11 protein-coding genes are annotated in these 13,909 nt (G+C 53.3%); 5 read left to right on the top strand and 6 right to left on the bottom strand.

The window, feature by feature from the left end:
- Positions 1 to 46 precede the first annotated feature (46 nt).
- A complete protein-coding gene (copA, locus tag SGBXF1_RS05385) occupies positions 47 to 2,770 on the bottom strand; it encodes a copper-exporting P-type ATPase CopA (RefSeq protein ID WP_130379515.1) in 2,724 nt (907 codons plus the stop codon).
- Between the two features lie 108 nt (positions 2,771 to 2,878).
- Between copA and cueR the strand changes: the two genes are divergently transcribed.
- Both cueR and SGBXF1_RS05395 read left to right on the top strand, forming a co-directional pair.
- Positions 2,879 to 3,289 carry a Cu(I)-responsive transcriptional regulator gene (cueR, locus tag SGBXF1_RS05390; RefSeq protein WP_037417860.1) on the top strand — a complete coding sequence of 137 codons (411 nt, stop codon included), beginning with the start codon at positions 2,879 to 2,881 and terminating at the stop codon, positions 3,287 to 3,289.
- Between the two features lie 132 nt (positions 3,290 to 3,421).
- Positions 3,422 to 5,176: a hypothetical protein gene (locus SGBXF1_RS05395; protein WP_186427946.1), complete on the top strand. Its 1,755-nt coding sequence runs from the start codon at positions 3,422 to 3,424 to the stop codon at positions 5,174 to 5,176.
- Between the two features lie 75 nt (positions 5,177 to 5,251).
- On the opposite strand, the gene SGBXF1_RS05400 is transcribed toward SGBXF1_RS05395, so the two are convergent.
- The gene (locus SGBXF1_RS05400; RefSeq protein ID WP_037417864.1) at positions 5,252 to 5,722 is read right to left on the bottom strand and encodes an NfeD family protein; all 471 of its coding nucleotides are present in this window, start codon (positions 5,720 to 5,722) and stop codon (positions 5,252 to 5,254) included.
- Between the two features lie 2 nt (positions 5,723 to 5,724).
- A complete protein-coding gene (locus tag SGBXF1_RS05405) occupies positions 5,725 to 6,630 on the bottom strand; it encodes an SPFH domain-containing protein (protein ID WP_037417867.1) in 906 nt (301 codons plus the stop codon).
- 240 nt (positions 6,631 to 6,870) lie between these two features.
- Between SGBXF1_RS05405 and cfa the strand changes: the two genes are divergently transcribed.
- Positions 6,871 to 8,022: a cyclopropane fatty acyl phospholipid synthase gene (cfa, locus tag SGBXF1_RS05410; protein WP_037417871.1), complete on the top strand. Its 1,152-nt coding sequence runs from the start codon at positions 6,871 to 6,873 to the stop codon at positions 8,020 to 8,022.
- Positions 8,023 to 8,147: 125 nt separating this feature from the next.
- Here cfa and SGBXF1_RS05415 read toward each other — a convergent pair whose 3' ends face one another.
- The 3 genes from SGBXF1_RS05415 to tesA form a co-directional block, all read right to left on the bottom strand.
- Positions 8,148 to 9,002: a co-chaperone YbbN gene (locus SGBXF1_RS05415; protein ID WP_037417875.1), complete on the bottom strand. Its 855-nt coding sequence runs from the start codon at positions 9,000 to 9,002 to the stop codon at positions 8,148 to 8,150.
- A gap of 79 nt (positions 9,003 to 9,081) precedes the next feature.
- Positions 9,082 to 9,858 (bottom strand): SDR family oxidoreductase, encoded by a 777-nt coding sequence (locus SGBXF1_RS05420; RefSeq protein ID WP_037417878.1) that lies wholly within the window; start codon positions 9,856 to 9,858, stop codon positions 9,082 to 9,084.
- Positions 9,859 to 9,883: 25 nt separating this feature from the next.
- Positions 9,884 to 10,522: a multifunctional acyl-CoA thioesterase I/protease I/lysophospholipase L1 gene (gene tesA, locus SGBXF1_RS05425; protein ID WP_051922560.1), complete on the bottom strand. Its 639-nt coding sequence runs from the start codon at positions 10,520 to 10,522 to the stop codon at positions 9,884 to 9,886.
- Here tesA and ybbA point away from each other — a divergent pair.
- Together ybbA and ybbP are read left to right on the top strand one after the other, a co-directional pair.
- Complete coding sequence (ybbA, locus tag SGBXF1_RS05430; protein WP_037417885.1) at positions 10,493 to 11,179, top strand: putative ABC transporter ATP-binding protein YbbA; 687 nt, start codon at positions 10,493 to 10,495, stop codon at positions 11,177 to 11,179. The two genes, tesA and ybbA, sit on opposite strands and share 30 nt — an antisense overlap.
- Positions 11,176 to 13,608, top strand: coding sequence for a putative ABC transporter permease subunit YbbP (ybbP, locus tag SGBXF1_RS05435; RefSeq protein WP_037417887.1), 2,433 nt, complete (start codon positions 11,176 to 11,178; stop codon positions 13,606 to 13,608). Before ybbA ends, ybbP begins: the two co-directional genes overlap by 4 nt.
- The last annotated feature ends 301 nt before the right edge of the window (positions 13,609 to 13,909 follow it).

Below are 13,909 nucleotides of genomic sequence, written 5' to 3' on the forward strand. Positions count from 1 at the left end.
TTATCCCAAAGGAAACGGGGCGCAGTGATTTGCGCCCCATTGGCATTCAGCGTTTGGGTTTAAAACGCAGCAACCGGTTGGCGTTACTGACGACGGTGATAGAAGACAGTGCCATAGCGGCACCCGCCACCACTGGGCTGAGCAGGGTACCCGTCAGCGGATACAGCACCCCGGCGGCAATTGGGATGCCGAGCGTGTTGTAAACAAAGGCCCCGAGCAGATTCTGCTTCATATTCCGCAGAGTGGCTTTCGACAGTTCCAGCGCATCGGCAACGCCGTTCAGGCTATGGCGCATCAGGGTGATGGCGGCGGTTTCAATAGCGATATCGCTGCCACTGCCCATGGCGATGCCGACATCGGCCTGTGCCAGCGCAGGGGCATCGTTGATGCCGTCACCGATCATGGCTACCCGATGGCCCTGTGCCTGCAACTGTTTAATTGCCTCGGCTTTACCGTCTGGTAGCACACCGGCAATGACCTGATCGATACCGGCTTCTTTGGCAATGGCGTTAGCCGTCACTGGGTTGTCACCAGTCAGCATCACCAGTTGATAGCCCTGGCGATGTAAACGTTGCAGCGCCTCAACGCTGTCGCTGCGCAGTGGATCGCGGATGGCGATCAACGCAGCGGGTTTACCGTCGACGGCCAGCAGTACAGGCGTAATACCGCGTTCCGCTTGTTGCTGCATCTGAGCATCCAGCTCCGCGGTTATCACTACCTGATGCTGTTGCAACAATGCTGCATTGCCCAGCAGTAGTTTCACTCCGTCCACTTCGCCACTGACGCCAGCACCCCGCAGCGTGCGGAATTGCGTGACTTGTGGCAGCGTTTGCCCTGCTGCGTGATCAACGATGGCTCGTGCCAAGGGGTGGCTGGCACCCTGTTCCAACGCGGCAGCCCAAGACACCACCTGTTGTTCGTCTACCTGGTTAAAGGTGAGGATCTCCACCACGCGCGGCTGGCCTTCTGTCAGGGTACCGGTTTTATCGAAGACTAACGTGTCCAGTTGGCTTGCCTGCTGCAATGCATCGGCATCACGGACCAACACGCCAAACTCCGCAGCGCGTCCTACGCCAGAGATGATCGACATCGGCGTTGCCAGACCCAGTGCACAAGGGCAGGCGATAATCAGTACCGTGGTGGCGATCACCAGTGTGTAAACCAATTGCGGCTGCGGGCCAAAAATGTACCAAATCGCGGCGCTGAAAAGCGCGATAGCCACGACCGCGGGTACGAATACCGCAGAAATACGGTCTGCCAGTTGGCCGATCTCCGGCTTGCTGCTTTGCGCTTGCCGTACCAGCTTAATGATGCGCGCCAGCGTGGTTTTGCTGCCAATGGCACCTGCACGGAACAGTACGGTGCCATCATCGACTACCGTACCGGCATGAACGGTGTCGCCAATGCTTTTCTGCTGAGGTACCGCCTCACCGGTCAGCATCGCTTCATCCAGCCAGACTTCACCCTGAATGATCTCACCGTCAACCGGGATACGATCACCGGTAGTCAGCCGCAATGTCATGCCGAGCTGCACTTGCGCTAACGGAATACTTTTTTCACCGTCTTCGGTCACCAGCCGTGCCGTCGGTGGCGTCAGATCCAATAGACGTTCCAGCGCCTGTGATGAGCGCTGGCGAGCGCGTTGTTCCAGCGCATGACCCAGGTTGATCAGCCCGATGATCATTGCACTGGCTTCGTAATACAGATGCCGCGCCGCCATTGGGAAGAAGTCTGGCCACAGGTTAACGCTGATCGAATATAACCACGCGGCGCCGGTGCCGAGTGCCACCAGCGTGTCCATGGTAGCGCTACCGTTCATCAGCGCACGCCAGGCGTTACGATAAAAGTGCCCACCGGCAAATACCATCACTGCCAGTGTAATCAGGCCGACCAACAGCCACGGGCGCTGCGTTTCCGGCGTCAGAGACATGCTGCCACCGAACAGGCCCCAGGCCATCAGCGGAATACCCAGCGCCAGGCCCAGCGCGGCCTGCCAGCGGAAGCGTTTCATGTTAGCCTGCGCAGTCTGCTGTTGGCGTTCGCGACGTTCGGTTTCGTCCTGGATCATTTCTGCGCCGTAACCGGCTTTTTCGACTGCGGCGACCAATGTCTGCGGATCGGCACTGCCGGTGATCAGCGCGCTGCGCTCTGCTAAATTGACGCGAGCTTGCTCTACGCCCGGCACGCTTTGCAGCGCGTTCTGCACTTTGCTGACGCAGCTGGCGCAGCTCATGCCACTGAGCAACAGTTGCACGCTGTCATCATCGTTTTCGTTATTGGCTGCTGGAAGGGAATACGGGGCCGCTGCCTGGGTTTCCGGCAAAGTTGGGACTGATTCAGTCAACGGCTCAGATTTTGGGTGATTGATGGCTCCGGCGACGCTGGCGTGATAACCGGCGTCCTCTACCGCGGCGATCAGCGCCTCGGGGCCCGCATCGCCATAAACTTTGGCGCTATCAATGCTGACATCGGCGGCGATCACACCCGGCACAGCTTCCAACGCTTTACGAGTACTGGCGGCGCAGTGCATGCAGCTTAGGCCACTCAACTGCAACTCGGTATCTGCGTGTTGCGCCACAGCGGCCTGATAGCCAGCGGCAATCACACTGTCGATCAGGGCCTGACTCGGCGCATCGCCGGTCACCTTGGCATAATGAACATTGACCTCTGCCTGTTCGACATCATTACGGCTTTCCAGGGCTTTTTTCACCCGTTGTGCGCAATTCATGCAGGTCAGCCCCTGCAATGCCAGCACGGTGGTTTGTGACATGATTCGATTCCCTCGCTCAAGTGCGGTGTTTAAAGGTTGACCGCTTGACCTATTTTCACTAAGAATGAAGCTTAAACCTTCCAGCAAGGGGAAGGTCAAGGGGGAAAAATGAATATCAGCGATGTGGCAAAAAAAACCGGCTTAACCAGCAAGGCAATTCGCTTTTATGAAGAAAAAGGCTTGGTGACCACACCGATCCGTACCGATAACGGATACCGCAGTTACAGCCCGAAGCACATCGAAGAACTGACGTTGTTACGCCAGGCGCGGCAGGTGGGCTTTAATCTGGATGAGTGCCGGGAGCTGGTGGCCTTATTCAATGATCCGGCCCGTCATAGCGCGGATGTAAAATCACGCACGTTGCAAAAAGTGGCGGATATTGAAAAGCACATCACTGAGTTGGGTGAGATGCGCCAGCGTTTACTGGCGCTGGCGGATCAGTGCCCAGGCGATGACGGGGCAGACTGCCCGATCATTAATAATCTGGCGGGGTGCTGTCATCAGGTTACTTCGACCTAATCACCTGGGATTTTGACTAAAATAGGGTTGTCTGCTTATGTGCTATACAACCTGAAGCCTTGGCGTATGGAAGAGCTGCCTTTTAGAGTTCTGGTGTCTATCGAGACATTCATTCATCAAAGAGGCGCTCCAATGAATACCAGTTCGGATATCGTTACATCGCTCGCCATTATTCCGAGTTTTGATGCTTTAAGATCTTATGTGCCTGCCCAGGCAGGTATAAGGATTACCCTTAAAGAATGGAAAGAGAACGGCATTCATGGTGGTGGGGATTTTATCTCTATTGTTGGTGTGAAAGCAGACGATGGTGGTCATGTCGCGCAAACAACCGGGTTTTATTGGGAGAGAATTGCTAGCACGGTTAATTTTTATGATTACGGGATAGAATCTACGGATAGAACGTCGTCGAATTATATTGATGTAACCAAGAGCCTGCAGGCGGCGATAAACAAAGCCATTGAGAAAAAATGCGTGCTGGTTAGCGAATTTCCTAAGGCAGGTTCTTATGCTAAAATCGGTTTATTTATTTCATCTTCAATTAATATTACTGGGCTGACTTGTTTATCTGGCGCTTTGCATTTATTCATTAAATCTTCGTCATTCATTCCAAAAACTGATATTGGGTTGAGGCTCCCGTGGGTTGTTATCAATCAAAATGGCGAGTATGACGAAAATGGTTTAGTGTACGGAACGACACAAGGTAATCAGGATCTTGATACGATTACAATCTACAATATGGATGGCTACGCAGGTAAAGCTATTAACGGCCAACTTCATACTCTCTCAGGATCTAGAGTTAAATTTCTATCTTCAATGCATATGAATGGATCTGGAGTATATTTCGCTTCTGCGTTTGATAATGTAATTAATGACATCAGGGCATTAATCTGTGGCAATGAAACAATGTTTGGCATAGATTTAACCAGCTATCCTGCAGCATCAGGCTCTACTTTCGATGAGTCTAACGCTAATACGATTCACTCTTTGATGGCTCATGATTGTAGAGAAAAGTCTTGGAGAGTTTCTGGTTCAAAAAATTGGCTAACAAAAGTCCATGAAGAAGGCACGTTAGTAACAAAAGAAACCGTTGAAAAAAATAACTCTGTAGAAAAAAGAAACGGATGTGGTTATATGAATAGTTACTTCTCATCTGTTGGAGGTGGTGCAGGTATTATCAATATTTACGCCTCTAAAAATAGTTCAGTTGAGCATGTTCATACTTTTGGCGCAACAGCAACTTCAGTAGGTAATATTTCTTCAACAGCTAATGTTACAATAATATCGGGCGATCCAGCACCTAATGGAGGCTCTGTGGGGACACTTTTTGCCAAAGATGTTGTTGTAATAGCTAATGCCAGGGTTAATTTTGGCTCTGTAATAACGACGGGTTTGTTGGATATTCGTGACGATCATTCCTCTATATCAAGAAGTAATATCGCAGGTGATTTACTGATTTCTTCATCCGCTAAGGTTCTAAACAGTTTTATTAGTGGCAATGTGATTTCTACATCAATGCCTAGATTTAGTAATTGTGATTTTCAAAAGAACTTTACTGGTGGGGGAAGTCTTCAAAACACGAAGGTTATTGGTAATGTGGCAACTGTCGATAATTTACGATTGGTTCTGATTGATGTCTCTCTAGCCACGCTCATGGTCACCGGGACGGGGGTTTCGTTAGAGGTACAAGGTGGTAACTTTAATCGAATTACTTTTACTGCCGGTGTTACGGGTAGGTGGATATTATTCCCATCTCCCAGAGTTAATGTGACTGTAGATAATTGGTTACCGCCGACTTCTACTGCTGGCCATGGCTTATTTACCATCAATCCGCTCACGAACACGATTTACACGGTTCATGGGGGGGCGTGGGTAGATTATAGAGCATAGTACTTCGAATAGCGCAAAGGCGGTAAATTGTTCTCTGTCCACTGCATTAAGCCGGGGTAACCCCGGCTTAATGATTTAACGGGATTGTTGGGGGAGTGCGCGGATCACCAGAGTGATGCCTTCGACAGCGATCACTTCGACTTCGGTGCCCACAGCCAGGTCTTCATTGGCTTGTGCACGCCAACTGCTGTCGCCGATGTTAATACGGCCCATGCCATTGTGCATCGGTTCTGTCAGTGTAGCGCGGGTGCCTATCAACTGACGATTACGCTGATTTAGCACCTGCGAACCGCTAGAGGGCGCAGCCGGGCGTTGACGTAGCCAGTACCACCACAGATAGGCCACGACAACCGTCAGCACGGAAAAGATCACCCCCTGCCATTCCCAGGCCAACTGCGGTAATAGCCAGACAATTGCACCGACCACCACCGCAGACACACCGCTCCATAACAGGTAGCCACTGGCGCCAAGCATTTCTGCCGCCAGCAACAGCCCGCCGAGGGAAAGCCAGAACCAATGTGGGTTTGCTGCAATTTGTTCGAGCATGATTACTTGCCTTTGGTCTCTTTCAACAGTTCGGCAATGCCACCTATTGAACCAAGCAGGCTGCTAGCATCCAGCGGCATCATGACGACTTTACTGTTGTTAGCGGAGCCGATTTTCTGCAACGCATCGGTGTACTTCTGCGCCACAAAGTAGTTTACCGCCTGGATATTGCCGCTGGCGATCGCGTCGGAAACCAGTTGCGTGGCTCGAGCTTCTGCTTCTGCGGCACGTTCACGCGCTTCCGCCTGCAAGAATGCCGATTGACGTTCGCCTTCCGCTTTCAAAATTTGTGATTGCTTGTCACCTTCTGCACGAAGAATGGCTGCCTGGCGCACCCCTTCGGCCTCTAGAATGTCTGCACGCTTGGTCCGCTCAGCTTTCATCTGGGCGTTCATTGAGGCAATCAATTCGGCCGGTGGGCGTACATCGCGGATCTCGATACGGGTGATTTTAATGCCCCACGGGTTAGTGGCTTCGTCGACGATGTGCAGTAAACGGCTGTTGATGCTGTCACGTTGCGAGAGGATTTCGTCCAGCTCCATTGAGCCAAGCACAGTACGGAAGTTGGTCATGGTCAGGTTGACGATTGCCAGTTCCAGGTTGCTGACCTCATAAGCGGCACGCGCTGGATCGACGACCTGAATAAAACACACTGCATCGATAGCGACGTTGGCGTTATCGCGCGAGATGATTTCCTGTGAAGGAATGTCCAGCACCTGCTCCATCATATTAATTTTTCTGCCGATGCGATCCATAAACGGCACCACCAGGTTCAAACCAGGCATCAGCGTTTTGGTATATCGGCCGAAACGTTCCACAGTCCATTGGAACCCTTGCGGAACAATTTTGACGCCAGCGAATACGATGATTAGCGCGACGACAATCACGATGGGGATAAGGGTAAACATGGCAAACCTCCTGTCAGACATATGTAAACAGATATTACGCCAGCTGCCGTGTAAAGACTAATAAATCGGGGGTATTGAACAATTAACATTCCAAATAGGCATGTTTCCAATAATTTTAATTCATTTCATGATGTTGTCTGCCTTGGCTACAGTAAAAAGCAATGTCGCTTTTCACTTCAAATATTTGTCATTTTTATTTGCGACTATGCTTTTTGAAATGACATCTTGCCAAGGATTGTTATGGACTCAATCAGTGTTGATGAACTTGCCCCGAAAAAAGATCGTTGGTATCGCATTGTGGAAGAATTACTGTCCGCAGCGGGTATTACTATCAACGGCAGCCGTGCCTGTGACATCAAGGTACATAACCCCGCCTTGTTTAAACGCATTTTGCAGGAAGGGTCGCTCGGGTTTGGTGAAAGTTATATGGACGGCTGGTGGGATTGCGAGCGGTTGGATGGGTTATTTACCCGCATTCTGCAAGCCGGCGTTGATGAGCGGTTGCCAAAAAACCTGAGTGACATTGCGCGCATCGCCTATGCCCGGTTATTCAATCGCCAGTCTCGTAAACGTGCCTGGCAGGTGGGCAAAGAACATTACGACATCGGCAATGACTTGTTCCGCGCGATGCTCGATCCCTATATGCAATATTCCTGTGGTTACTGGAAGGACGCAGAAACGCTGGAACAGGCGCAGTTAGCCAAGCTGAAAATGATCTGCGAAAAGCTGCAATTGAAACCGGGGATGTCATTGCTGGACATTGGTTGCGGATGGGGCGGCTTGGCGCAGTATGCGGCAGAAAACTACGGCGTATCAGTGCACGGTGTGACCATTTCGGCTGAGCAGCAAAAGTTGGCGCAAGAACGCTGTGCTGGCCTTGATGTCGAAATACTGTTGCAGGATTACCGTGACTTGAACCGTCAGTTTGACCGCATTGTATCTGTCGGCATGTTTGAACACGTGGGGCCAAAAAACTACGACACTTATTTCCGTGTCGCGTCGCGTAATCTCAAACCCGACGGCCTTTTCCTGCTCCACACTATTGGTGCCAACCAAACTAATCTTCACGTCGATGCCTGGATAGACAAATATATCTTCCCCAATGGTTGCTTGCCTTCGGTACGCCATATTGCCGAAGCCAGTGAAGGGCGTTTTGTGATGGAAGATTGGCACAACATTGGTGCTGACTATGATCGGACGCTGATGGCTTGGTATGAGAACTTCAAACAAGCGTGGCCGATGTTGTCCGAGGGGTATTCTGAGCGTTTCGAACGGATGTTCACCTATTATCTGAACGCCTGTGCCGGAGCTTTCCGCTCGCGTGATATTCAGCTGTGGCAGGTGTTGTTCAGCCCGAAAGGCGTTGAAGGTGGGGCACGGGTTTACCGCTAAATCCCCTTCGTCTTTCCAGCTAAAGCGTTGTTGGCTACATATTCGAACCCTGGTTACTTAGTTATCTAAGCTCCCAGGGCTTCTCACGTTTGCCGCCGAGATGCAGCTTCACGTATGACGGATATTTAGTAGAGCAGTGAGTAGAGCTGACGACGATACTTACCCGCCAGCGCGTCGCCGGTGCCCAGCGCGGCCAAAATATCCATCAGCGTTTTACGCGCATTACCGTTGGCGGCGGCGAGATCTTTCTTCAGATGCCCCATCAACAGTTCCAGCGCCTCTTCATTACGCCCAACCTGATGCAGTTGCAGTGCTAATTGCACGGCTAAATCGACGTTCTCCGGTTGCTGCTCCACTTGCTGTTGCAACAGCTGAATTTCCGGCGTGTCAGCGGCCTGTTTCAGCAGTTCAATTTGCGCCAGCAGGCCCTGATAACGGGTATCTTTATCCTGCAAAGGAATGGTCGCCAGCACGGCTTCGGCATCTTCTGTGCGGTTCAGCGCGATCTGGGTTTCTGCCAGCGTCAAACCGATATCACTGCGTTGCTGGCTGGCTTGCCAGGCGTCTTTCAACAGCGGCAGCGCTTCTGCCGCATTGCCTTCTGCCAACAGCTCGGTCGCCTGAGCCAGTTTCAGGTCTTCTTCCTTCGGCAGGAAACGTTGCAGGAATTCACGGATCATCTCTTCCGGCTGTGGACCTTGGAAACCGTCGACCGGCTGACCATCTTTGAACAGATATACCGTCGGCAGCGAGCGCAGGCCAAACTGGGCGGCAATGGCTTGTTCGGTGTCACAATCTACTTTTGCCAGCAGAAATTGACCGGCATATTCCGCCGCCAGCTTATCGAGTATCGGGGTGAGTTGCAGACAGTGTTGGCTGCGATCCGACCAGAAGTAGAACACCACCGGCATGGACATTGATTGTTCCAGCGTCTGGTGCAGGTTTGTTTCGTTAATATCAACAACAGCTTGAGCTAGCATGTAATTTTCTCTCTGATCTTGCGGAGCCATTGGCATTGAAATGGGGGCGAAGAGGCATTCTTCAACCCCGTCGGCCAAATTAACCGTTGCTGCGCAACACCCAGTCCAGGCAACGGCCAGGCAGAATGCGTCGTAATACGGTGAGCGCGTGCGCCAGCAGGGTCACCGGATACCGCAGTTTTGCCTTCGGGTTTTCCAACGCGTGGCGTAATTTAGGTAAAATGGCCTCAGGTGGCAGCGTCAGACGCTTGGCGATACCGGGGTTATGCACCGGTTTATCACTCTGCGCCTGATTGACGTTTTGAGTAAAGTGGGTGGAAATTGGGCCGGGTTCAATCAGGCTGACCTGAATACCTGTGCCGTGTAGCTCCATCCGCAGCGCGTCGGACCAGGCTTCCAGCGCAAACTTGCTGGCGGCATAGGCACCGCGCCCGGCACTGGACACCAGCCCCATCACCGAACTGGTCTGAATAATACGACCCTCGCCGTGCGGCAGCATCGCCGGCAACAGCAACTGGGTTAATTGATGGGTGCCGAACAGATTGGTGGCGAACTGCCGTTCCAACTGCTGACGGGAAATGCTGCTCAGCGGGCCGTAAACGCCAAAACCGCCGTTGTTGAACAGGCCATACAGGCGGCCGTCGGTCAGTTCGATCACTTGGGCGGCGGCACGCTCGACGCTGGCACTGTCGTCCAGGTCCAGCTCAATGCCTTCCAGTCCTAGTTGACGCATATTTTCCACGTCTTGTGGCTTGCGACAGGCGGCCAGCACCCGGTAACCGCGGTTACGCAGATCTTGCGCTGCAATTAATCCAATCCCGCTGGAACAGCCGGTTATCAACACTGCTTTTTGCATAACTTTACCTAGTGTACAACCCTATTTAATTAGACTCATGTTTTACTAGAGGTTCCAGGCGTTCCGCCATCCAGGTGGCGATAAACGGTTGGGCATCCTTATTGGGATGCAATCCGTCATCCTGCATCCATTCCGACTTAATCACCACCTGTTCCATGTAGAACGGCAGTAGCGGAATGTTGAACTGCTTAGCCAGCGCTGGGTAAATCGCGCTAAAGGCTTCGGTATAACGGCGGCCATAGTTGGGGGGAATACGGATCTGCATCAGCAGCGGCTGTGCGCCAGCTTGCTGCACCAACGTGATGATTTGGCTAAGATCGCGCTGCAGATCCTGCGCCGGGAAGCCGCGTAGACCGTCGTTGGCACCCAGTTCGATCAGCACCCAGCGTGGCTGGTGTTGTTTCAGTAACTCAGGCAGTCGCGCCAGTCCTTGTGCGGCGGTGTCGCCGCTGATACTGGCATTGACCAGTTGCGGGTCACTCGGTTTTTTCTGCCATTGCTCGGCCAGCAACGTCGGCCAGGCTTGCGCCACCGGCAAGCGGTAACCGGCGCTTAAACTGTCGCCTAAAATCAATAATGTATCGGCGGCAACAGCGCGTAAACTGAATAATCCCAACAGCAAAAGGAAGGGAAGATGCCAGCGGAAAACGTTCTTGAAGTTCATCATCTTAGTAAACACGTTGGTCAGGGTGAGCATCAGCTCTCCATCCTTACCGGAGTCGAGCTGGTTGTCAAACCCGCACAGACAATTGCCCTGATTGGCGAGTCCGGCTCGGGCAAATCAACGTTGCTGGGGATCCTCGCCGGGCTGGACGACGGCAGTGAAGGGGACGTGTATTTGTTGGGCGAATCGCTGACCGCACTGGATGAAGAGGGCCGCGCCGCGCTACGTGCTAAAAATGTCGGCTTTGTATTTCAGTCATTTATGTTGGTACCCACGCTGAACGCACTGGAAAACGTGCAGTTACCGGCGTTATTGCGTGGTGAAAGCGATCGTCAGAGCCGCGAGCAGGCGGTGCAGTTGCTGGAACAACTTGGGTTGGGTAAACGTCTGACTCACCTGCCGGCGCAGCTTTCTGGTGGCGAGCAGCAGCGGGTAGCGTTGGCGCGGGCGTTTAGCGGTCGGCCACGGGTGCTGTTTGCCGATGAACCGACCGGCAACCTTGATCGCCAGACAGGTGAACGCATTGCCGATTTACTGTTTTCCCTTAACCGTGATTTTTCCACCACGCTAATCCTGGTGACCCATGATGAAACGCTGGCGGCACGCTGCCAGCGGCGGTTGCGCCTGCGCGAAGGCAAGCTGTGGGAGGAAGTATGATCTGGCGTTGGTTTTGGCGGGAGTGGCGCTCGCCGTCACTGCTGATCGTTTGGTTAGCACTGACGCTGTCGATGGCTTGTGTATTGGCACTGGGCAGCATCAGTGATCGTATGGACAAGGGCCTGAGCCAGCAGAGCCGTGATTTTATCGCGGGCGACCGAGTATTGCGGAGCGCTCGTCCGGTACCGGAAGGCTGGTTGTTGGACGCGCAGCAACAAGGACTGAAAGTCAGTCGACAGTTGTCGTTCACCACCATGACCTATGCCGGGGATCGGCCCCAGTTGGCGGATGTGAAGGCCACTGACCTGGCCTATCCGCTGTACGGCAAGCTGGAAACCCGTCCTGCCAGCGTCCAACTGGCTCCGGGGAATGTATTGGTCGCCCCACGTTTGCTGGCGCTGCTGAACGTCAAGGTGGGGGATACGCTGGATGTTGGTGATACTCGCCTGCGTATCGTCGGTGAAATCATTCAGGAGCCAGATTCGGGCTTCAACCCGTTCCAGACCGCGCCACGTATTATGATCAATCTGGCGGACGTGGACAAAACCGGGGCAGTGCAGCCGGGCAGTCGGCTGACCTATCGGTATATGTTTGCCGGTACTCCGCAGGATATTCAGCGTTACGAGGCCCGGCTGACACCACAACTTAAGCCCGATCAGCGCTGGTTTGGGCCGCAGGAGTCTGGCAGTGCGTTGGGTAAATCATTACAGCGTTCGCAGCAGTTCTTGTTGCTGTCGGCGCTGCTGACACTGCTGTTATCTATTGCCGCCGTGGCGGTGGCGATGAGCCACTATTGCCGTAGTCGTTACGATCTGATCGCTGTATTAAAAACGCTGGGAGCGGGTCGCAGCGCGTTGCGTAAGTTGATTGTTGGCCAGTGGCTGGCAGTGATTTTGCTGGCAGCCGCCTGTGGTGGACTGATCGGGCTAGGGTTTGAAGCCGTGTTAATCCGGTTGCTGGCACCTGTGCTGCCAGCTGAACTGCCCGCGGCGGGAACCTGGCCGTGGCTATGGGCAATTGGTGCGTTGCTGATGATTTCGCTGCTGGTGGGGTTACGCCCATACCGTCAGCTACTGGCGACTCAACCACTCCGGGTATTGCGCCGTGATATGGTGGCCAATGTCTGGCCACTGCGCTATTTCCTGCCGGCGACGGCGTTGATTGTCGTGGTATTGCTGATCGCGCTGATGGGAGCCAGCACGCTGTTGTGGTCTATCCTCGCCGGTATTTTGGTGCTGGCCTTGTTGTTGGGCGGTATTGGTTGGGGCAGTTTGCTATTGCTACGCCGTATTACGCTGAAAAACCTTGCTCTGCGGCTGGCGGTTAATCGGCTGCTGCATCAGCCCTGGGTCACGATCAGCCAACTGGCGGCCTTTTCACTGTCGTTCATGTTGCTGGCGTTACTACTGGTTCTGCGCGGTGATTTGCTTGAGCGTTGGCAGCAGCAACTGCCGCCGGATAGCCCGAACTACTTCTTGCTAAACATGACCGAAGCGCAGGTGCCACAGGTGAAAACCTTCCTGCAACAGCATCAAATTAAACCGGAAACCTATTACCCGATTGTCCGTGTGCGCCTTACGGAGATTAACCAACAGGTGGCGACCGAGCGGGTGCATGAGGACGATCCGGGCGGCGAGGCGGTAAATCGTGAGCTGAACCTGACCTGGCTGGCGGATTTGCCAGCGCACAACCCTTTGCTGGCAGGCAGTTGGCCGCCGAAGGCTGGGGAAGTCTCGATGGATCAGGGCATTGCCGGGCGGCTCAAGGTCAAATTGGGCGATACCCTGACCTTCAGCGGTGATACCCAGTCATTCAGCGCCAAAGTCACTAGCCTGCGGCAGGTGGATTGGGAAAGTCTGAAACCGAACTTCTATTTCATCTTCCCGCCGGGTGCATTGGATGGCCAGCCACAAACCTGGCTCACCAGTTTCCGCTACGACGGGGACGGGCAGATGTTGACCCAGCTTAATCGGCAGTTCCCGACGCTCAGCCTGCTGGACATAGGTTCGATCCTTAAACAGGTGGGCGGCGTGTTGCAGCAGGTGAGTCGCGCGCTGGAAGTGATGGTAGTGTTGGTGGTGCTTTGCGGCGGTTTGCTACTGATGGCGCAGGTGCAGATAGGTATGCGCCAACGGCGTCAGGAACTGGTGGTGTACCGCACGTTGGGGGCTGGCAAGCGACTGTTACGCAGTACGTTGTGGTGCGAGTTTGCCCTGTTGGGGCTGGTAGCTGGCATTGCTGCCGCGGTGGGCGCAGAAGCGGCGTTGTGGCTGTTGCAGAGCCAGGTGTTTGACTTCCCATGGGCGCCGACGCCTGTGCTGTGGTGGGCGTTGCCGTTACTCAGTGCGTTGCTGCTGTCGCTATGTGGTGGTTGGCTAGGCGTGCGGTTGTTGCGTGGCCAGGCATTGTTCCGCAGTTACGACGGTTAACTTGCCGTTATTAACAGGCGGCCCAGGTAATCTGGGCCGCCTGAACCAAATATTGCTCCTTTCACCTTGTCACTCCCATGTATTGATAACTCCCCATATTTAATTTGCGCGCTTAGCCTATTGGCTCTCACCTTTGGCAGAGTATGTTGTGAAATCGATTACATTTATAGTTAAGATTACTAAAATGGATACCGCGCGTTATGGTAAAAAGATGTTACCAGTCTCGTTGTGATAAAAGGATTATTATGATTATTATCCATTAAAATCAATTATAAAAAGTGATTTTATAGGCTGGTTGGTT

The organism is Serratia grimesii, from assembly GCF_900186025.1.
Taxonomy (GTDB): domain Bacteria; phylum Pseudomonadota; class Gammaproteobacteria; order Enterobacterales; family Enterobacteriaceae; genus Serratia; species Serratia grimesii.

Excerpts from the sequence above, each read along its gene's own strand:
- copA (WP_130379515.1), bottom strand. The coding sequence starts at position 2,770 with ATGTCACAAACCACCGTGCTGGCATTGCAGGGGCTGACCTGCATGAAT.
- cueR (WP_037417860.1), top strand. The coding sequence starts at position 2,879 with ATGAATATCAGCGATGTGGCAAAAAAAACCGGCTTAACCAGCAAGGCA.
- SGBXF1_RS05395 (WP_186427946.1), top strand. The coding sequence starts at position 3,422 with ATGAATACCAGTTCGGATATCGTTACATCGCTCGCCATTATTCCGAGT.
- SGBXF1_RS05400 (WP_037417864.1), bottom strand. The coding sequence starts at position 5,722 with ATGCTCGAACAAATTGCAGCAAACCCACATTGGTTCTGGCTTTCCCTC.
- SGBXF1_RS05405 (WP_037417867.1), bottom strand. The coding sequence starts at position 6,630 with ATGTTTACCCTTATCCCCATCGTGATTGTCGTCGCGCTAATCATCGTA.
- cfa (WP_037417871.1), top strand. The coding sequence starts at position 6,871 with ATGGACTCAATCAGTGTTGATGAACTTGCCCCGAAAAAAGATCGTTGG.
- SGBXF1_RS05415 (WP_037417875.1), bottom strand. The coding sequence starts at position 9,002 with ATGCTAGCTCAAGCTGTTGTTGATATTAACGAAACAAACCTGCACCAG.
- SGBXF1_RS05420 (WP_037417878.1), bottom strand. The coding sequence starts at position 9,858 with ATGCAAAAAGCAGTGTTGATAACCGGCTGTTCCAGCGGGATTGGATTA.
- ybbA (WP_037417885.1), top strand. The coding sequence starts at position 10,493 with ATGCCAGCGGAAAACGTTCTTGAAGTTCATCATCTTAGTAAACACGTT.
- tesA (WP_051922560.1), bottom strand. The coding sequence starts at position 10,522 with ATGAACTTCAAGAACGTTTTCCGCTGGCATCTTCCCTTCCTTTTGCTG.
- ybbP (WP_037417887.1), top strand. The coding sequence starts at position 11,176 with ATGATCTGGCGTTGGTTTTGGCGGGAGTGGCGCTCGCCGTCACTGCTG.